Source organism: Catenulispora yoronensis, assembly GCF_039531695.1.
Taxonomy (GTDB): Bacteria; Actinomycetota; Actinomycetes; order Streptomycetales; family Catenulisporaceae; genus Catenulispora; species Catenulispora yoronensis.
The window spans coordinates 19,186-38,633 of the sequence record NZ_BAAAQN010000018.1; the positions used below are offsets into that span (position 1 = coordinate 19,186).

Consider the following 19,448-nt stretch of genomic DNA (forward strand, 5'->3'; position numbering starts at 1 on the left):
TCCTTGACCTCATGGGGGGCGGACTATGTCCAGACATGCACAACGTTCCCGCACCACAGGAATCTCGCTGCTCGTCGCCGGTGCCGTCGCACTGGCCGCGGCGGCATGCGCATCGCAGGGGACGTCGGCGGCCGGGGGGACCGCGACGACTCCGGCGGCGAACAGCACCAGCACGGTCAGCGGCTCGGCCAGCGGCTCGGCCTCCGGCTCGGCGCCGGCCACCACCGACACCGGCTCGCCGTCGGCGGCCGGATCCTCGTCGAGCACCGACGCGGCGTCGGCCTCGTCCTCGGCACCGGCCGAGGCGTCCAGCTCGTCGGACTCCTCCGGCTCCTCGGACGGCGACACCAAGTCGTTCGTGGCCACCAACAAGATCGGCGACACCGTCACGCAGGGCGGGTTCCACGTCAAGGTCAACTCGGTGACCATGCCGTACACCCCGCCGGCCGGCGCGACCTACAAGCCGCGGGACCCGATGGTGTGGATCGTCGTGGACTTCACGGCGACCAACGCCACCGACAAGCCGCTCGTCTTCTCGTCCATCATGGGCATGGAGCTGTACGACTCCGACAAGAACAAGTACCTCGCCTCGATCGTCTACGAGGACTCGCTGCCGAAGGGCAAGGTGTTCCCCGACACCGACATCGCGCCCGGCAAGTCGGCGACCGGCGAGGTCGTCTTCGAGGTTCCGAAGACTTCGAAGGGCTTCCTGCTGTTCGTCGAGGGCGCCCTGTTCCACAAGAGCGGGCCGATCCCGGTCGTCGGCCTCGGCCGATAGTCCACCGGCCGGGTCAGGCCGTGGCACGGCCTGACCCGGCTCGGCTGCCGAGCCCGCGGCCCCGGGCGCCTCTATGCTCGAACTGTCGGCGACGCCCTGTCGCCCGGGCATGAGGAACGAGGTCGCCGATGTCGCAGCCGCATGTGTTCGAACTGGGAACCGACGGCCCCAAAGTGATCGTGGTGGGGATCGACGGCTCCGAGTCCTCCTTCCGGGCCGCCGCGTACGCCGCCGGGCTGGCCCGCCGCCAGCGCTCGAAGCTGGCGATCGTCTACATCCGCCCGCTGGCGGCCTCCATGTCCGCGGCGGCGGCCGCCGAGCTGGTCACGGTCCGCGACGCCATCGCCGACGATCTGCGCGACCAGATCGAGGCGGCGGCCCGCCAGCTGCCCGAGGGCAGCTTCGCCGACTGGGACTTCCACGTCGGCGAGGGCGACCCGTTCCGCGGCCTGGTGGATTTCGCGACGCGGTTGAAGGCCGACGCCGTGGTGATCGGCGCGTCGCAGCAGGCCGGGCACCGCATCGTCGGCTCGGTGGCGGTCCGCCTGGTGAAGGCCGGGAAGTGGCCGGTCACCGTGGTGCCGTGACCCGCCCGGAACCGGGCCCGGACGCGCGGATCGACACCTGATCGTCACGCCCGCGCCTTCTTGCAAGCAGGGCATCGAAATTTTGCGCTCGACTATCTGAGTCTTGCGACACCTTCTCGACATCTATACGGTGACCCACGCATGGATCCGTGTCACCGCACCACGTTCCGCCGCCACCTTCCGCTCCGTGTCGAGGAGTCGCGATGAGATCACGTCCCCCCACCCCGCGTCGTGTGCTGCCACGCCTGCTCCCCCACCTGCTCCCCCGCCTGCTGCCGATGGCGCTGATCGCGGCTTCCGCCGGGGTCGCGGCGCTGGCCGCGCCGACCGTCGCGCAGGCCGCGACCGTCGGCGCCAGTACACCGTTCACCAGCCTGGAGGCCGAGTCCGGCACGCCGCTCGGCGGCGCGTCGACGGCCGCCCTGACCGCTCCCCCGACCACCCGCTTCTCCAGCGCCGCGCTGGAGGCCTCGGGCCACTCCTACGTCCACCTCGCCGGCACCGGCCAGGGCGTGCAGTGGACCAACTCCACCGGCCAGCCGATCAGCTTCCTGAACGTCCGCGCCAGCATCCCGGACGCGCCGTCCGGCGGCGGCGCCACCGCCACCCTCGACCTCTACGTCGACGGCGCCTTCCGCCAGACGCTGAATCTCAACTCCAAGCAGTCCTGGATCTACGAGGGCACCAACTACAACAACGGCGACGACAAGAACCCGGCCGACGGCAGCCCCCGCGACTTCTGGGACGAGGCGCACGCCTTCGTCACCGGCGCCGCCATCGCTCCGGGCAGCACCTTCTCGCTGGTGAAGGACTCCGCGAACGCCGCCACGTCCTACGACGTCGACGTGGTGGACGTGGAGAACCCCCCAGCCCCGCTGGCCCAGCCCGCGAACTCGATCTCGATCACGTCCTGCGGCGCGGTCGCGGACAACACCCCCACCAACGGCAGCGGCGACCCCGGCGCCCAGGACAGCACCGCGGCCATCCAGAACTGCATCAACCAGGCGCAGTCCCAGAACAAGATCCTGTGGATCCCGCAGGGCACGTTCTACCTCAAGGGCACGACCGGCCTGAACGCCACCGGCATCACGATCGCCGGGGCCGGCATGTGGTACTCGACGATCTACCGCCAGGTCCCGCTGCCCAACAGCCAGCCGCTCGCCGCGGTGTTCTCGGTGACCTCGTGCGTCGTCCAGAACTTCCACATCGACTCCAACGCCACCAGCCGCGGCACCGCCGGCGGCGACGGCGGCGCGATGGACACCACCGGCACCAACTGGGTCGCCGACGGCATGTGGAACCAGCACGTCGAATCAGGGTTCTGGGCCTCCGGCAGCGGCGGCACGGTGAAGAACAGCCGGGTCACCACCGAGTGGGCCGACGGCATCAACCTGAACAACGTCTCGCTGACCGGGACCACCGGCAGCAACCTGACGGCCACCAACAACTTCGTGCGCGGCACCGGTGACGACGCGATGGCCATCAACTCCGTCGCCTACAACACCAACGGCAGCTCCACCACGTACTACACCGCGATGTCGAACGTCACTCTGACCAACAACACCCTGGTCGCGCCGTGGGGCGGCAAGGGCATCGGGATCTACGGCGGCAGCGGCCACCACGTCCAGAACAACCACATCAGCGACACCGCGCGCTACATCGGCCTGGGCGCCGGCCGGTTCGGCGTCAACGGCAGCGACCTGACCGGCGCCACCGTCTCCGGCAACCTCGTCGAGCGCTCCGGCGGCAACGGCTACGACCAGGGCCAGCCCGCCTTCCAGATCGGCAACGGCGGCGACGGCCAGAACACCGGCGTGGTCGACAGCGTCAACGCCACGAACAACACCATCAGCCACTCCCTCTACGACGGGATCGGCTTCTCGCAGTCCACGAACACCACGCTGGCGAACAACACCGTCACCGCGCCCTGGCGCAACGGCATCGTGATCCAGCCGCCGTTCTATCCGGCGCCCAGCGGCTCGGCGTCCATCACCGGCAACACCGTCTCGGGGCTGGGCAACGGATTCTCGCCGTATCTCAACAACTCCGGCGGCTTCACCGCGAACGTCAGCGGCAACAGCTGGCAGGGCACGACGACGCCCGGCGGCCCCTACGGCGGCACCCCGGCCGCCGTCCCCGGCACCGTCCAGGCCGAGAACTACGACACCGGCGGCGAAGGCGTCGGCTACCACGTGACCTCGGTCAACGGGTCCGGCAACAGCTACCGCTCCGACGGCGTCGACCTGGAGGCCACCAGCGACACCGGCGGCGGCTCGAACGTCGGCTGGACCTCGGGCGGCCAGTGGTTCCACTACACGGTCAACGTCGCGACCACCGGCACCTACACGGTGAGCCTGCGCGTCGCCGCGCCGTCGGCGGTGACCGGCGCGCTGCACCTCGCGAACGCCTCCGGGACCAACCTGTCCGGGGCCGTGAACCTGCCGCAGACCGGCGGCTGGCAGACCTGGACGACGGTCACCACGACCGTCACGCTCCCGGCCGGCAACCAGGTCCTGACCCTGGCCGAGGACGCCGGCGGCTGGAACATCAACTCCCTGGGCTTCGCCACCGGCGGCGGCACCCCGCCGAACCCGAACCTGGCGCTGAACAAGCCGGCCACGGCCTCCGGCTCCGTCCAGAGCTACGGACCGGGCAACGCGGTCGACGGCAACACCTCCAGCTACTGGGAGAGCGCCAACAACGCGTTCCCACAGTGGATCCAGGTGGACCTGGGCTCGGCGACGAGCGTCGGCCGGGTCGTGCTGGACCTGCCGCCGTCGTCCTCCTGGGGCGCGCGGACGCAGACCATCCTGATCCAGGGCAGCACCGACGGCACGACTTACACCACGCTCGCACCGTCGCGGGGCTACACCTTCGATCCCAACAGCGGGAACACGGCGAGCGCCTCGTTCGCCGCCGCGAACGTCCGCTATCTGAAGGTGACGGTGACGGCGAACACCGGCTGGCCGGCCGGGCAGCTGTCGGAGTTGCAGGCCTTCGCCACCTGATCGGTGCCGGCCAAGGCCGACCGAGGCCGACCGAGGCCGCGCCGGGTGCGTTCAGCGCACCGGCGCGGCCGACGCGGGCAGCACAGTCGACGCGGGCAGCACAGCCGACACGGCCGACGCCGACCAGTTCAACAGGAACCTGAGACCCTCGGAGGCCGGCGAGTCCGGCTCGGCGGTGTAGGCGACGAGCAGCTGGTCGGGGTGGGTGTCGACGGTGAACTGCTGCACGTCGAGGGTCAGCCGTCCGGCCAGCGGATGGTTGTAGGTCTTCGTGAGCTGACGTGCGCCCCGTACCTGGTGGCTGGCCCACCAGGTACGGAAGTCGGGGTCGCGGGTCGTGAGCTCGTCGATCAGCGCCCGCAGAGCGGGATCGTGCGGCGTCCGGGCGGCTTCGTTGCGCAGGAAGGCGACGCACTCCCGGGCCGCGCGCGGCCAGTCCGCATACAGAGCGCGCAGGTCCGGGTCGAGAAAGGTCAGCCGGATCAGGTTCCGCTCCGCCGGGGGCAGTGCGCCGAAGTCGGTGAGCAGCGCCGCCGCTCCCTTGTTCCAGGCGAGCACTTCCATGCCGCGCCGCAGAACCATCGCCGGGACATCGTGCATGGTGTCCAGCAGCTGCCGCAGCTGCGGCGCGACCTCGGGGCGGGCCGGGCGGCTGGGCGCGGCCAGGGCGACGTCGGCAACGGTGAACAGGTACACGCGCTCGTCCGGCGCCAGTTCCAGCGCGTCGGCGAGGGCATCCAGCACCTCGCGGGAGACCCGGCGGGTGCGGCCTTGTTCCAGCCGCACGATGTAGTCGACGCTGATGTGCGCGAGCTGTGCCAGTTCCTCGCGGCGGAGTCCGGGGACGCGGCGCAGCCGGCCGTCGTCCGGCATGCCCACGCGCAGCGGATCCACGGCCGCGCGCCGGGTGCGGAGGAAGTCGCCGAGTTCGTTGCCGTCGTTCGCCATGACTCCAGTCTCCCCTCGTTGACGCGATCCTGCCTGGTACTGGTCTGCATAGGCAGAACCGTCCCTGGAACAGGGTCTTTTCGGGGGCGATCGTTGAAGACATGCGAAACGACATCACGTTCCAGAGCAATGGTTTGAAGATCGCCGGCCACCTGTATCTGCCGGACGCCCCGGCGGGCTCGCCGACGAACGTCCCGGTGGACGGCCCGCGCCCGGCGGTCGTGGTCGGCCACCCCGGTACCGGGGTCAAGGAGCAGACGGCGGGCCTGTACGCGCGCCGGCTGGCCGAGAACGGCTTCGTCGCGCTGGCTTTTGACGCGGCTTACCAGGGTGAGAGCGAGGGCTTGCCGCGCGGTCTGGAGGATCCGGCGCAGCGGGTCGAGGACCTGAAGGCGGCCGTGTCGTTCTTGACGGCGCGGGGAGAGGTCGACCCGGAGCGGATCGGCGTGCTGGGCATCTGCGCCTCCGGCGGCTACGCGCTGACGGCGACCGCGACCGACCACCGGATCAAGGCGGTGGGCACGGTCAGCGCGATGGACATCGCCCGGCAGTTCCGGCTGGGCGCCGACGGGACGCAGGACCCCGCGGTGTTCCAAGGGCTGCTGGACGCGGCGGCGGCCGCGCGGACGGCCGAGGCCCGCGGAGCCGGGACGCAGTCCTTCCCGTTGTTCCCGGACTCCGAGGAGGCCGCGCGTGCCGGGGGGCGACACAACTTCGAGGGCTGGGAGTACTACTGCACGGCGCGCGGGGCGCATCCCCGCTCGACGAAGGTGCTGCCGTGGAGCAGCGTGGACCGGATCGGGACGTACGACGCGTCCCAGTCGGTTCCGCTGATCGGGCAGCGTCCGCTGATAATGGTGGCCGGTACCGAGGCGGTGACGTCGTGGGTCAGCGTCGACGCGTTCCAGCGGGCGACCGGGCCGAAGCAGACGGTGTGGGTCGACGGTGCCACGCACGTGGATCTGTACGACGTCGAGAAGTACGTGGAGACGGCCGTGGAGGCCCTGACCGGGTTCTACCGCGCGAGTCTCGCCGAGACGGCGAAGCACATCGAAGGCTGATCCGCTACCAACGTCTTCCGGCCTGAAAAGCTCATCGCGAACGAGCGAAAGCCCCGCCGCGGCCCGGACAAGGGCCGCCGCGGGGCTTCGATGATCCGGCGTTCGTGTCCTGTCACGCCTCGTGTCAGGAGTGCGTGCCCATCCCCCGCCGACGCGTGTACAGCACCATTCCCCCACCGGCTGCGACGAGCGCCAGCGCCCCGCCGCCGAGCGCCATCGCGTTCCCGGCGCCGGTGTGGGCGAGGTCGGTGCTGCCCGACCCCGAGTTGTCGGTCGTGGTGGTGGTCGTCGCGGCCGCGGTCGTCGACGTCGTGGAGTGCGTCGAGGACGGGGTCGACGACGGCGTGGTCGACGGGTGGCTGCTCGGGCTGGAGCTCGGCGGCGTCGAGGACGAGCTGGAGCTGGGCGGCGGCGTGATGACGGTGCCCTTGAAGCCGACCGTGGCGTCCTGCTCGACCGGCACGCTCACCGGCTGCGCGAGGATCAGGTTCTGCGACGCCTTCGAGCCGTCGGACAGGAAGACCCGGGCCGCGTCGATGGTCACGGTCCCCGTGGCGGAGATCGAGACGCTGCCGTCGGCGGACAGGGTCTGCGGCAGCTGGACGTAGACGGTGGAGCCGCTCTTGAACGTGGCGCCCTTCGCGATGTCCTTGCCGTCGCCGTCGACGAGCTTCGCGCCGACGCTGTTGGCCGTGAAATCGAACGATATGAAGGAGTCCGAGGTGTCGGAGCTCACGACCTTGTAGCCGATCTTGTCCCCGGCGTGGTGCGCGGTGTCCGGCACCAGCGGGGTCAGCTGCAACGAGGGCTGCGGCTCGTCGCTGCCGGAGCTCGACGCGTTGTCGTGCAGGTAGGTGTAGACCTTGGCGATGTTGGGGTCGCCGTTCTGGGGGTCGTCCTCGCCGGCGCCGAGCGTGCTGGACCCGGAGAAGGCCCAGATCGCGGCCTGCGTGCCGGCCACGGCCTCCGACTCGGTCAGCGGGTCGGTGATGCCGGCGGCCTTCTTCAGCGCGGCGGTGTCGACGGTCGGGAAGGAGTGGTTGAGGATCCACTTGATCGCTTGGAGATTCGACTTGCTGATCCCGACCTTGGCGTCGCTCCAGTCGGCCTCGCTGTAGGTCTGCGTGGTGTCGAGCCCGACGTTCTCCTGGAGGCAGTAGGCCAGGATGGTCTTGCCGTTGCCCGGCAGCAGAGTCTTGAGATTGGTGTCCTTGGCCGGGTTGTCCGACATGATCACGACACCGGTGTCCGTGACGTCCCCGACCTTCGCCTTGCTCACTCCGCCGTCCGCGTGCGCGGCGCTCGCCGCCACCGCGGCCGAGGTGGCCCCGAGGAGCATCGCGGCGGCCAGTCTGCGCCCGGAGCTGGACGTCGAGTTATGCATGGATTTCCCACCCTTTGTGTGTTTGGCCCCGCACTGCGATTCGCGCAGGCTTTCCGGTCCTCGGTCCCCACCGGGTTCTGCGAATCGCGCCGACTTCGGGATTATACTCAGCAGTTTCATCGAGCACTGATGCTTCATCATTATTGCGCCCGATGCGCCAGGCGTCTTGTGGGGTGTCGCGCGAGTTCTGGGACGCGGGACTGTTGAAATGGACGGGTGAGCACCACCGCATCCGCGTCCTCGCCGACCGCCGCCCCCTCCGCCGTCGTGTTGTTCACCCGCGACCTGCGGGTGCACGACAATCCGGTCCTGACGGCCGGCGCCGCCGGCGGCCGGCCGGTGGTCCCGTTGTTCGTGCTCGACGACGCAATCACCGCGCGGATCCCCGGCGGGCGGCTGAGGTTCCTCGTCGAGTCGTTGACCGATCTGGACGAAGCCCTGCGCAAGCTCGGCGGCCGCCTGGTGTTGCGCAGCGGCGATGTCGTCGCGGAGGTCTGCCAGGTGGTGGGCGAGGTCGGCGCGGACCGGGTGCACGTCGCCACCGATGTCACGGCCTACGCCCAGGAGCGGGAGCGGCGGCTGGCGGCCGAGCTCGACGCGCTGGGCGTGGAGTTCCACCGGCACGACCAGGTGCACACGGTGCAGGCACCCGGGGAGATCCGGCCCGGCGACCGCGACTACTTCTCGGTGTTCACCCCCTATTGGCGCCGCTGGGCCGAGGTGCCGCTGCGGGCGCCGGCCGCCGTCCGGAAGCTGCGCGTGCCGCCGGTCGACGGCCTGGAGCCGGCGGACCTGGAGCGCCTCGTCAAGGCCGGGGAGCCGGTCGGCACGCTGCGCGGCGGCGAGACGGCGGGACGGAAGCTGGCCCAGCGCTGGCTGAGCCGGACCGTCGACGAGTACGAGGGCATCCACGACGACCTGTCGGCCGACGCGACCTCGCATCTGTCGCCGTATCTGCACTTCGGATGCCTGTCGGCGACCGAACTGGTGGCGCGGGCGACACGCGACCATCCCGGGGCCGGGGCTGACGCGTTCATCAGGCAGTTGTGCTGGCGCGACTTCCACCACCAAGTGCTGGCGGCGCGTCCGGACGCGGCCCACGAGGATCTCCGTCCGCGCGGCGAGTGGGCCGAGGATCCGCAGGCGCTGGAAGCTTGGACGGAGGGCCGGACCGGCATTCCGATCGTCGACGCCGGCATGCGGCAGCTGATCGCCGAGGGCTGGATGCACAACCGGGCGCGGTTGATCACCGCGAGCTTTCTGAGCAAGTCGCTGGGAATCGACTGGCGGGCGGGCGCGGCGCATTTCGCCCGGCACTTGCTGGACGCCGACGTCGCCAACAACGCGTTGAATTGGCAATGGGTTGCCGGAACGGGCATGGACACCAGGCCGAACCGGGTTCTCAACCCACTGCGGCAGGCCGCGCGCTACGACCCGGCGGGAGAATACGTGCGACGGTACCTGCCCGAGCTGGAAGGGCTGACGGACGTCGCCGAGGCGCATCAGCCGTGGCGGCTGGGGGAACAGGCACGGGACCGGCTCGGGTACCCGGCGCCGATCGTGAGCGTCGACGGCGCGAAGGTGGCGGCGGTGAAGGGGAAAGGCGCGGCCGGCGCCGGAGCCACCCCGCTGTTCTGACGTGCCTGTTCTGACGTGCCTGTTCTCAGGTGCCCGTTCTCACAAAACGTTCTCGAACTACGTGCTCTGAACCACGTGCTCTGACCTACGTGCTTCGAGCTAAGCGTTCCGTCGCTCCGGTTCTGCTGAACTCAGCGACCAGCGACCAGCGACCAGCGACCAGCGCCGAGCGCCGGTCGCCGCTGCTCAGCGCGCCGCCTCCAATGGGTCCGCCAGAAGCCGGGCGAAAGCCAGCTCCGCGGCGCCGATCAGCGGGGCGTCGTCCTCCAGCACCGGCGTCCGCAGCCGCACCGACTCCCGGTGCGTGGCCAGCGTCGCGGTGCGCAGCCGGCCGCGGACGTGGGTGGCGGCGCCGAGGTACACCCCGCGGAGCATGCCGCCCATGATGATCATCTGCGGATTGAAGATGTTGACGAGGTTGGCCACGCCGAACCCGAGCCAGTCCCCGACCCGCAGCAGCGCCTGCTGCGCGTCGGTGTCGCCGAGCCGGGCGGCCAGCACCACCGACTCGACCGCCTCGCGCCCGACGCCCTCCCGGCCGGCGGCCTTGAGCAGCGCGTACTCGCCGATCTCGGTCTCCCAGCAGCCGCGGGCGCCGCAGCCGCACTGCTTGCCGCCCTCCATCCGGACCGCCATGTGGCCGACCTCGCCGCCGAACCCGTCGGTGCCGGCCAGCAGCGTGCCGCCGACGATGATCCCGGCCCCGATGCCGACGTCGCCGTGCAGGTAGATCACGTCGTCGCAGCCGGTGGCCGCGCCCCGGGCGTGCTCGGCCAGCGCGCCCAGGTCGGCGTCGTTGCCGACGCTGACCGGGCGGTGCCGGCCGTACACCTCGGCCAGCGAGTCGGCCAGGGCCTTGCCCAGCGGCTCGGAGGCCCAGCCGATGTTCGGGCCGAAGCAGACCTCGCCGTGCTCGCCGTGCACTATCCCGCAGAACGCCACGCCGGTGCCGACGTGTACGGCCTCTGACGGCGCGGCCGCGCGCAGCGACCGCGCGAAGGCGCGCACCGTGCCCACCACCGACTCCAGCGAGTACTCCTCGCGGGAGGTGCCGGTGTCCCGGCGGTCCAGGACCACCCCGCCCAGGCCCACCCGGGCCGCGGTGATCCGGTCCACGCCGATGGCCACCGCCAGGGTGTGGACCCGCCGCGACTCCGGCCGGACCAGCAGCGAGGGCCGCCCGGTCCGCCCGCCGCCGGCCTGGGCCTGTTCGGTCACCAGGCCGGCGTCGACCAGCTCCGAGGTCAGGGCCCCGATGGTGGACCGGTTCAGGCCCAGCCGGGCGGTCAGGTCGGTGCGGGAGATCGGCCCGGAGAAGTGGACCTGGCGCAGCACCGCTGACAGGTTGGAGCGGCGCAGGTCCTCAGTCGTCTGCGCAGCACGCACCAAGTGAAGACTCCTCTTCCGGACCGGCGACGGCAGCTGACATCGGCCGGATCACGTCCCGGCCGCGCCCCGTCTGCGCGAGAGGGCGTCCACACCGGCCGCCGCCAGCAGCACGATACCGGTGAAGACCGACTTCGTGCCCGCGGACAGGCCCAGCAGGCCCATGCCGTTGTCGATGATGGCGATCACCGCGCCGCCCAGGACCGCGTCCAGGGCGCGGCCGCGGCCGCCGAACAGGCTGGCCCCGCCGATCACCGCGGCGCCGACCGACTTCAGCAGGATGTCGCTGCCGCCGGTGTTGGAGTCCACGGAGTTGGCCCGGGAGGCCAGGATGATGCCGCCGACCGCGGCCATCAGGGAGCAGATGACGAACGCCGATATCCGGACCTTGTTGACGTCGATGCCGGCCCGGCGGGCCGCCTCGCGGTTGCCGCCGACGGCGTACAGGTGCCGGCCGTAGGCGGTGCGGTTCAGCACGAAGCTCCAGATCACCAGCAGCGCGCCGATCACCGGCACGATCACCGGGACGCCCTTGAGCGAGCGCGCCGGGTTCAGGCTGCGCTCCATGTTCAGCATGAACACCAGGCCGCCGAGCAGCACCGCCAGCGCGCCGACCCGGACCCCGGTCAGCAGCGCCGGCTCGGAGGACAGCCCGGAGCGGGTGCGGCGGCGGACCTTCAGGATCCGGACTCCGGCGTAGGCCACGACGACCAGCAGGTACAGGATCCAGCCGACCGTCGGGTCCAGGCTGGTGTTCTCCAGGCGCAGGATGTTCGGGTCGCTGATCCGCACGATGTTGCCCTCGCCGAGCAGCATCAGGATCACGCCCTGGAAGGCCAGGTAGGCGGCCAGGGTGACGACGAAGGAGGGAATGGCGATCTTGGAGACGATCCAGCCGATCAGCGCGCCCACCGCCATGCCGGTGACCAGCGCGGCCGGCACGCCGATCAGCCAGCTCTGGCCGTGCGGCAGCATGAAGCCGGGCTGCTTGGTCATCAGCAGGGTCATCACCGAGGCGCACAGGCCGGCGGTGAACCCGGCGGACAGGTCGATCTCGCCGATGATGAGCACGAACACCAGGCCCATGGCGATCAGCGTGACGCCCGCGCCCTGGGTGAACAGGTTGGCGACGTTGGCCTTGGTGAAGAACAGGTCCGGCTTGAGGATCTCGAAGATCGCCGACAGCACCACCAGGCCGGCCACGGCGGGCAGCGAGCCGATGTCGCCGGAGCGGACCCGGGCCCAGTAGTCGCGCAGATAGTCCGCCAGCGGGGAGCTCGGCGGTCCGGCCTCGGTCCGGTCGTCGGAGGCGGAGGCAGTCGTGAGGGTGCCCATGGTCGCTAGGAGTCCTTTCGGCCCAGGCTGTCGCTGCCGCCGGTCGTGATCAGCTCGACCACCTGCGAGTGCGTGACCTCGGAGGTCTTCACCTGCGCGGCCGTGGTGCCGAGGTAGAGGGCTGCGATGCGGTCGGAGACGGCGAAGACGTCGTTCATGTTGTGGGAGATGAGGATGACGGCCAGGCCCGTGTCGGCCAGCCGGCGCACCAGTTCCAGCACCTGCGCGGTCTGGGCGACGCCGAGCGCGGCGGTCGGCTCGTCGAGGATGACGACCTTGCTGTTCCACAGCACGGCCTTGGCGATGGCGACGGTCTGCCGCTGGCCGCCGGACAGGCTGGCCACCGGCTGGCGGACCGAGCGCACGGTGCGCACCGACAGACTGCTGAGCGTCTGCTGCGCCATCTGCTCCATCTGCTCGTCGTCCAGCACGGCGCCGCGCTTGGCCTCCCGGCCCAGGAACATGTTCCCGACGATGTCCAGGTTGTCGCACAGCGCCAGGTCCTGGTACACGATCTCGATGCCGAGGGCCGCCGCCTCGCGCGGGTTGCCGATGGTGACCGGGGCGCCGTTGTAGCGGATCTCGCCGCTGTCCACCGGGTGGATGCCGCCGATGCACTTGACGAGTGTGGACTTGCCGGCGCCGTTGTCGCCGACCAGCGCGGTCACCTCGCCGGCGTTGGCTTGGAAGGTCACGTCCCTCAGGACGTGGACCGGGCCGAAGCTCTTGTGGATCCCGTTCAGGGACAGGGTGGGTTCCGTTGACACCGCGGACACGGGTGCTGACACTCCTTCTTGATTCGAGGCCTGCTGCGCACGCGGCCGGGTCCCGCCGCCCGCTGCGGTGGGCGGCGGGACCCGGCCGGCTTGCTCAGCCGATGCCGGCGGCCGAGCAGGCCTGTGCGAAGTCCGAGGTGCAGACCTGGGCCTTGTCGGCCCCGCCGGCGGTGATCACGTCGTTGATGTTCGCCTTCGTGATCGCCTCCGGAGTCAGCAGCACCGACTTCACGTCCTTGTTGAGCTGCGGGTCGTGAACGGTGGCGGTGGCGCTCGTGGCCGGGGTGCCGTTGGCCAGGTCGATGGCCAGCTCGGCGGCCGCGGCGGCCTCCTTCTTGGTGTCCTTGAACACCGTCATGCACTGGTCGCCGGCCAGGATCGACTGCAGGCCGGCCACGGACGCGTCCTGGCCGGTGACCGGGACCTTGCCGTTGAGGTGGTTCTTCTTCAGGATCGCGATCACCGACTGGGCCATGCCGTCGTTGGCGACCAGCACGCCGCCGATGGTCGGCGTCGAGGTCAGCATCTGCTCGAAGTCGGTGCCGGCGGTGGGGTTGTCCCAGCCGGTCACGGACTGGTTCGGGCCCTTGGTCAGGGTGCCGTCCGCGTACTTCGGGTCCAGCACGCTGTTGTAGCCCTGGGCGAACAGCGTGGCGTTGTTGTCGGTCGGGGCGCCGTTGAGCTCGGCCACGACCGGCTTGCTCTGCCCGGACAGGCACTGCACCAGGCCCTGGCCCTGCAGCTTGCCGACGCCGACGTTGTCGTAGCTGACGTAGTAGTCGGCGCCGCCGCCCAGGGTCAGCCGGTCGTAGTCGATGGTCGCCACGCCCTGGCCCTTGGCCTTGTTCAGCACGGCCGAGCCGGAGCCGCTGTCCAGGTCCACGATCACCAGCACCGTGACGCCCTCGTTGAGCATCTGGTCGCCGATGGTCTGGAACTGGTTCTTGTCGCCCTGGGCGTTCTGGATGTCGTACTTCAGGCCCTTGGCCTTGAACGCGGCCTCCAGCGAGGGCCGGTCCTGGCTCTCCCAGCGGACCGAGGACTTGCTGTCCGGCAGGATCACGCCGATGAACGGCTTCTTGGCCGAGCCGCCGGCAGCGCCCGAGCTCGACGAGCCGGTGGTGCTGGAGCCCGACGTGCCGGACACGGACTTGCCGCTGCTGCACGCGCTGAGCGCCAGTCCGGCGGCCGCGGTCGCGACCAGGACACGCAGCATCTGCTTGTTCATCCGATACCCCTTCTGGGACGGAGGACGATGGGTGAGGGTTTCCGGGCTTCCCGGGGACCCCGGAGTGGAACATTCGGTACGGGACGAGCAAGGCCGGCCGGCCGTTTGTTGTTGACGGGAACATATTCGAGCGCAGGCCCGTCCGGAAGGGGGTCCGGGGTATCGACTTTGTTGTAGTCGATAACAATCCGGAAACGGGGGGTGGCCGGTCCGCGGCGGCGGTAAGGGGCGCACCCGCCCGGCGACCGGTGGCGGGGTTACCCTGCACCGGCCCGCGTTCTCGAACATTGATATGTCCTCTAGCGTGGGGAACGCGGGGACATCGGCGAGGGGGAATCCATGGGCTACTTGGGCGGGCCGACGGTCGACGCGGCGGCGGGACGGGTCCGCGCCCCGCTGCCGGCGGCCCCGCCGGGAACCCCGGTGCGAGTCCGTGACGTGTTGTTGAACTGCGGCCGGGTGCTGGACGCCGAGGAGCTGACCGCCTTCGGGCTGTACCGCCGCGCGCTACGGCTGCTGGAGGACGCCGCCGCCCGGTTCCGGCCGCTGGCCGACGTCCTGATGATCGCCGCCAGCCAGACCCACGGCGCCACCGATCTGCTCACCGGACGGCCGTGGGCCGACCCCGGGCGCAAGTTCGTGACCGTGGTGTTCAAGGGCAAGGTCCTGCGCTGTCCGCGGCTCCCGGAGTGCCGCCTGGGGATCGGCTGCCACAGCTGCCCTTTCCCGGCCGCCTCCGGCGTGACCCTGGAGGGGCCGCCGGCGGTCTACGCCGCCGACGCCAGCGCCCGCCGGGTGGCTGACGAGGTGGCGGCGGTCCGGCTGGCGGCCACCCTGATGCACGAGTACGCGCACGTCGCGCTGCGGCGGATGTACGACAACGTGAGCCTGCCGTGGTTCGAGCGGGAGTCGGGGCCGGCCGCCGAGGTGGACCCGCGGATCGTCCGGATCCGGGAGCACCGCAACGCCCGTGTCAGCGTCCTGATGCAGTCCTTCGACGGCATGAAGCCGGTCCGCCACCCGGACTCCGAGCCGAACCCGGAGCTGCGCGCCTACCTGGTGGACATCGCGCTGGACTGGTGCACGTACGGCGCCGGGACGCGGATCCGGTACCAGGAGGCGGTGCCGTACGTCGTCGAGGCGTACTTCCACGCCGTCCGGCTGCACCGGCCCGACGCGGTGGGGCTGCTGTTCGGGATGTTCACCAGCACCGACCCGTTCCTGCGGCTCGTGGCGCCGGAGTTCGCCGACCTGGCGGCGGTGGTGCGGGCCAGCGGCGAGATCACGGACAACTGAGGGCGACCACCGCGCCGCAGGCGGCGGACAGCAGCAGCGCCGACACCACGCCGCGCCGCAGGAGCAGGAGCCAGGCGGCGGCCAGGACGAGCAGCACGTACTGCCAGGGACGAGCCAGCGCGGCGGCCAACGGGACGGCCGAGCCCGCGATCGCCCCGATGACGGCGGGCCCGGCACCGGTGAGGAACGCCTGCACGGTGCGATTGCCCCGCAACCGGTCGAAACGCCGCGCCCCGGCCAGGACGAACACGAACGACGGCGCGAACGCCACCGCCGCGGCCAGCAACGCCCCGCCGACCCCGGCGGCCGCGTACCCGACGACGGCGACGGTCTGCACCACCGGCCCCGGCGTGATCTGCCCGAGCGCGACGGCGTCGAGGAACTGGCCGGAGGACATCCAGTGCCGGGTGCCGACGGCGTCGTGCTGCATGAGGGGGATGATGACGAAGCCGCCGCCGTAGGACAGCGCGCCGACCTTGAAGGCGGTGAAGGCCAAGGCCAGGAGCCCGCCGGTCCCGGTCGAATCCGACGCGAGGAACGCAAGCGGGTGCGCAAGCGGCTGCGCGAGCGGCTGCGCGAGCGGAAGCGGGAGAACCGAGCGGACGGCCAGGCCACGCAGACGAACCGAGACCTCGATCAGGCCGCAGGCAAGCAGGACCAGGACCAGCCACGGGCCGATGGTGGCGGCGGAGACGGCGCCGAGGGCCGCGTAGAAAAGCCAGCGGACTTTGTCCCCTATATGGGACGCATTGTCCTCGCTGTTCTGGATCCGCTTCCAACTGGCCGGCGCCAGCCCCCACGCCGCATGCAGCGCCACCGCCGCCACCGCCGACCCGGCACCCGCCGCCGCACCGAGCACGATCTCCGGCGGATGCTCCGCGAGGAACACCGCCGCCAGACCGATGATCATCAGCAGCCCGGGAAGGATGAAGCAGAAGCCGGCGAGCAGCGCACCGACCGTGCCACGCAGGCGCCAACCGCACCAGATCGCCAGCTGCGTGGAGGCCGGGCCCGGCAGCAGATTCACCGCGGCGATGGTGTCCTCGAACTCCGCCTCCCCGATCCACCGACGATCGCTGACGCAGAGCCGGCGCAGCAGGACAATGTGCGTGGGCGGGCCGCCGAATCCGGTGACGCCGATCCGAAGCCACTCTCGGGCTATGGTCGTCAGGGGGACGGCGCATGCGGGGTCGGACACAGTGCCGACTTTAAGGCGCGGATCGACGCACTGGACGATCTTCTCCGAACAGTTCCGAAACAGTTCCGGCGGACGACTCCGCGACAGCGATTCAAGCGCTCGCACAGAGTTCGGCGGCAGCAGTTCACACCGCTTGGGCGCTGCTCGGCGGCGACGCTCAGCTCGACGGTGACGCCCAGCTCGGCGGCATTGGTTCGCTGCGCCGGCGCTCAGCGCCTCACCCCTCGAACCGCGCCAAACTCCGCAGCATCGCCAGCGCGTCCCGCTGCGCCACCGGCGCGAAGAACTCCGCGTCGGCCTGCTCCACCGCCGCCATCGCGCGTGGGGCCAGCTCGGCGCCGGCCGGGGTCACGCGCAGGCACTTCGCGCGGCTGTCCGCCGGGTCGGGCTCGCGGACCAGCAGGCCCTTCGCCTCCAGGGTGCGGACCACCTGGGAGGTCATCTTCACGTCGGTGGCGGCCTGCTCGGCGACCGTCGACTGGTTGGGGTGCAGGCCCTGCTCGTTGAGCCAGTAAGTACAGGCCAGCAGGACGAACTGGACATGCGTGAGACCGAGCGGGCCCAGGACCGCCGCGACGGCGCGCTGCCAGTCCAGCGTCACGCGCCACAGCAGGAAGCCGGGGTGGTCCCCGGGCCCGCCGGGCATCAGGCGGCGGCCGCGAGGGTCAGGAGCTTGGCGACGACGTCTTCGAAGTCGCCGCAGATCTCCGGGCCGATCCGCGGGCCGAGCTCGTCGGCGGCGTCGCCGGTGATCTCGGTGCGGTAGGTGACGCGAGTGCGGCCGTCGCCGAGGTCGTCGATCAGGTGGTGGGTGGTGACCACGATGCCCGGCCCCTCGGCGACGTCCACGAACGCCCGGCCCTCGGTCACCTCGGTCAGCGTCATGAGGATCTTGTCCTGCCCGGGCGGGACCATGGTGAACGTGCTGCCGGCCGCGAACGGGCCGTTCAGCTCGACCTCGCCGACGCCGTCGTTCCAGGCGTGCCAGCCCAGCGGGTCGGCCCAGAGCTGCCAGACCGCCTGCGCGCTGACCTCGGCCTCGGCGGTGACTTCGTACTCCCACATGATGCGGCCCCTCCGTTTGTCGTCCGGCGCGTGTCGCCCGTCGTTGTTCTACGCACAGATTATCTGCGCGAAGAATATTACGCAACCCCCGCCGCCCGGGCTTCAGCCGCCTGATACCGGGTAAGGGCGCGGCTCGGCATGCGGGCCGTACCGGGGCTCGGAATGCGGACCGTGCGAATCGAGGAGAACATGGAGCGCGTGAGCGAGATCGACGCACGCAGGGCCGAGAAGATGGTGTCCGAAGGAGCTCCGGTGTTCCCGGAGGGCGTGGCACCGTCCCTCGGCGACGACGGGCTGCCCACCGGCGGCCCGGCCGACGACGACCTCTACGACGTCGTCGTCATCGGCGGCGGCCCCACCGGCGAGAACCTCGCCGAACGCGCCCACGCCGGCGAGCTGCGCGTCGCCGTCGTCGAACACGAACTCGTCGGCGGCGAATGCTCGTACTGGGCCTGCATGCCGAGCAAGGCGCTGCTGCGCCCGGCCGCCGCCCTGGCCGACGCCCGCCGCGTGGGCGGGGCCGCGCAGGCGGTGACCGGCGCGCTGGACGCCGCCGCGGTGCTGGCCCGCCGCGACTCCTTCGCCTCCGACTGGAACGACGACGGCCAGGTGCGCTGGCTCGCCACCGCCGGCCTGCACCTGGTGCGCGGCCACGGCCGCCTCGACGGCCCGCGCCGCGTCGTGGTCCGGACCCCCGACGGCGGCGAGCGCGTCCTGCGGGCCCGCCACGCCGTCGCCGTGTGCACCGGCTCCCAGGCCGCGCTGCCGGACCTGCCCGGCCTGGCCGAGGCGCGGGTCTGGACCAGCCGCGAGGCCACCTCCGCCAAGACCGTCCCGCCCCGGCTGGCCGTGGTCGGCGGCGGCGTCGTGGCCGTCGAGATGGCCACCGCCTGGCGGGCCCTGGGCAGCGAGGTCACGATGCTCGTGCGCGACGACCGGCTGCTGGGGAACATGGAGCCGTTCGCCGGCGAGCTGGTCGCCGAGAGCCTGCTGGCCTCCGGTGTCGACCTCCGCTTCGGCGAGTCGGCGACCGAGGTGCGGCGCTCCGCCGCCCACGAGATCGTCCTCACCCTGGCCTCCGGCGGCACCCTGACCGCCGACGAGGCCCTGTTCGCCACCGGCCGCCGCCCCACCACCTCGGACCTGGGCCTGGAGACCGTCGGGTGCAAGCCCGGCGACTGGCTCGCCGTCGACGACACCGGCCTGGTGGCCGGGGTCGAGGGCGAGTGGCTCTACGCCGCCGGCGACGTCAACCACCGCGTCCTGCTCACCCACCAGGGCAAGTACCAGGGCCGGATCTTCGGCGGCGTGATCGCCGACCGCGCCCACGGCCGGCCGCTCGACCTCGCGCCGTGGGGCCGCAGCGTGGCCACCGCCGACCTGGCCGCCGTGCCGCAGGTGGTGTTCACCGATCCGGAGGCGGCGGCCGTCGGCCTCACCCTGGAGCAGGCGCACCGCCAGGGGCTGCGGGTCCGGGCCGTCGACTACGACCTCGGCGGCGTCGCCGGGGCCTCGCTGTACGCCGACGGCTACCGCGGGCGGGCCCGCGCCGTCGTCGACCAGGACCGCGAGGTGCTGGTCGGCGTCACCTTCGTCGGCCCCGGCGTTTCCGAGCTGGTGCACTCCGCGGCGGTGGCCGTGGCGGCGGAAGTCCCGTTGAACCGGATGTGGCACGTGGTCCCGGCGTACCCGACCATCGGGGAGATCTGGTTGCGACTGCTGGAGACCTACCGCGGCTGAGGCCGCGGACGAAAGGGCGG

17 protein-coding genes are annotated in these 19,448 nt (G+C 71.2%); 7 read left to right on the top strand and 10 right to left on the bottom strand.

What is annotated here, in order from left to right; all coding sequences use genetic code 11:
* Positions 1 to 9 precede the first annotated feature (9 nt).
* Positions 10 to 366: a hypothetical protein gene (locus ABD481_RS16820; RefSeq protein WP_344666607.1), complete on the bottom strand. Its 357-nt coding sequence runs from the start codon at positions 364 to 366 to the stop codon at positions 10 to 12.
* Here ABD481_RS16820 and ABD481_RS16825 point away from each other — a divergent pair.
* The 3 genes from ABD481_RS16825 (at position 359) to ABD481_RS16835 (ending at position 4,373) form a co-directional block, all read left to right on the top strand.
* The gene (locus ABD481_RS16825) at positions 359 to 778 is read left to right on the top strand and encodes a DUF4352 domain-containing protein (protein ID WP_344666608.1); all 420 of its coding nucleotides are present in this window, start codon (positions 359 to 361) and stop codon (positions 776 to 778) included. The two genes, ABD481_RS16820 and ABD481_RS16825, sit on opposite strands and share 8 nt — an antisense overlap.
* A 128-nt stretch (positions 779 to 906) precedes the next feature.
* The gene (locus ABD481_RS16830; RefSeq protein ID WP_344666609.1) at positions 907 to 1,365 is read left to right on the top strand and encodes a universal stress protein; all 459 of its coding nucleotides are present in this window, start codon (positions 907 to 909) and stop codon (positions 1,363 to 1,365) included.
* 203 nt (positions 1,366 to 1,568) lie between these two features.
* The gene (locus tag ABD481_RS16835; protein ID WP_344666610.1) at positions 1,569 to 4,373 is read left to right on the top strand and encodes a galactose-binding domain-containing protein; all 2,805 of its coding nucleotides are present in this window, start codon (positions 1,569 to 1,571) and stop codon (positions 4,371 to 4,373) included.
* Between the two features lie 51 nt (positions 4,374 to 4,424).
* On the opposite strand, the gene ABD481_RS16840 is transcribed toward ABD481_RS16835, so the two are convergent.
* Complete coding sequence (locus ABD481_RS16840) at positions 4,425 to 5,321, bottom strand: helix-turn-helix domain-containing protein (protein WP_344666611.1); 897 nt, start codon at positions 5,319 to 5,321, stop codon at positions 4,425 to 4,427.
* Between the two features lie 101 nt (positions 5,322 to 5,422).
* Here ABD481_RS16840 and ABD481_RS16845 point away from each other — a divergent pair, with 101 nt between their 5' ends.
* Entirely contained in the window at positions 5,423 to 6,382 is a 960-nt protein-coding gene (locus ABD481_RS16845) for an alpha/beta hydrolase (protein ID WP_344666612.1), read from the top strand.
* A gap of 124 nt (positions 6,383 to 6,506) precedes the next feature.
* Here the strand turns inward: ABD481_RS16845 and ABD481_RS16850 are convergent, their stop codons facing one another.
* Positions 6,507 to 7,766, bottom strand: a complete 1,260-nt coding sequence (locus tag ABD481_RS16850; protein ID WP_344666613.1) for a Cys-Gln thioester bond-forming surface protein — start codon at positions 7,764 to 7,766, stop codon at positions 6,507 to 6,509.
* Positions 7,767 to 7,982: 216 nt separating this feature from the next.
* Here ABD481_RS16850 and ABD481_RS16855 point away from each other — a divergent pair, with 216 nt between their 5' ends.
* Positions 7,983 to 9,404 (top strand): cryptochrome/photolyase family protein, encoded by a 1,422-nt coding sequence (locus tag ABD481_RS16855; RefSeq protein WP_344666614.1) that lies wholly within the window; start codon positions 7,983 to 7,985, stop codon positions 9,402 to 9,404.
* 186 nt (positions 9,405 to 9,590) lie between these two features.
* Here the strand turns inward: ABD481_RS16855 and ABD481_RS16860 are convergent, their stop codons facing one another.
* The 4 genes from ABD481_RS16860 to ABD481_RS16875 all read right to left on the bottom strand — a co-directional run bounded on the left by ABD481_RS16860 (position 9,591) and on the right by ABD481_RS16875 (position 14,129).
* Positions 9,591 to 10,790: an ROK family protein gene (locus ABD481_RS16860; protein ID WP_344666615.1), complete on the bottom strand. Its 1,200-nt coding sequence runs from the start codon at positions 10,788 to 10,790 to the stop codon at positions 9,591 to 9,593.
* Between the two features lie 51 nt (positions 10,791 to 10,841).
* Entirely contained in the window at positions 10,842 to 12,125 is a 1,284-nt protein-coding gene (locus tag ABD481_RS16865) for a sugar ABC transporter permease (RefSeq protein WP_344666616.1), read from the bottom strand.
* A gap of 5 nt (positions 12,126 to 12,130) precedes the next feature.
* The gene (locus tag ABD481_RS16870) at positions 12,131 to 12,892 is read right to left on the bottom strand and encodes an ATP-binding cassette domain-containing protein (RefSeq protein WP_344666717.1); all 762 of its coding nucleotides are present in this window, start codon (positions 12,890 to 12,892) and stop codon (positions 12,131 to 12,133) included.
* A 103-nt stretch (positions 12,893 to 12,995) separates the two neighbouring features.
* On the bottom strand, positions 12,996 to 14,129 hold the full coding sequence (locus ABD481_RS16875; RefSeq protein ID WP_344666617.1) for a sugar ABC transporter substrate-binding protein: 1,134 nt from the start codon (positions 14,127 to 14,129) through the stop codon (positions 12,996 to 12,998).
* 339 nt (positions 14,130 to 14,468) lie between these two features.
* On the opposite strand from ABD481_RS16875, the gene ABD481_RS16880 reads away from it, so the two are divergent.
* On the top strand, positions 14,469 to 15,425 hold the full coding sequence (locus tag ABD481_RS16880) for a hypothetical protein (RefSeq protein ID WP_344666618.1): 957 nt from the start codon (positions 14,469 to 14,471) through the stop codon (positions 15,423 to 15,425).
* Here the strand turns inward: ABD481_RS16880 and chrA are convergent.
* The 3 genes from chrA to ABD481_RS16895 form a co-directional block, all read right to left on the bottom strand.
* Positions 15,412 to 16,623 (bottom strand): chromate efflux transporter, encoded by a 1,212-nt coding sequence (chrA, locus tag ABD481_RS16885; RefSeq protein ID WP_344666619.1) that lies wholly within the window; start codon positions 16,621 to 16,623, stop codon positions 15,412 to 15,414. The two genes, ABD481_RS16880 and chrA, sit on opposite strands and share 14 nt — an antisense overlap.
* 217 nt (positions 16,624 to 16,840) lie before the next feature.
* Positions 16,841 to 17,269, bottom strand: coding sequence for a MarR family winged helix-turn-helix transcriptional regulator (locus ABD481_RS16890; protein WP_344666620.1), 429 nt, complete (start codon positions 17,267 to 17,269; stop codon positions 16,841 to 16,843).
* The gene (locus ABD481_RS16895; protein ID WP_344666621.1) at positions 17,269 to 17,688 is read right to left on the bottom strand and encodes an SRPBCC family protein; all 420 of its coding nucleotides are present in this window, start codon (positions 17,686 to 17,688) and stop codon (positions 17,269 to 17,271) included. The genes ABD481_RS16890 and ABD481_RS16895 overlap by 1 nt, the downstream gene beginning before the upstream one ends.
* 162 nt (positions 17,689 to 17,850) lie before the next feature.
* Between ABD481_RS16895 and ABD481_RS16900 the strand changes: the two genes are divergently transcribed.
* Positions 17,851 to 19,428 (top strand): dihydrolipoyl dehydrogenase family protein, encoded by a 1,578-nt coding sequence (locus tag ABD481_RS16900; RefSeq protein ID WP_344666622.1) that lies wholly within the window; start codon positions 17,851 to 17,853, stop codon positions 19,426 to 19,428.
* Positions 19,429 to 19,448 lie beyond the last annotated feature (20 nt).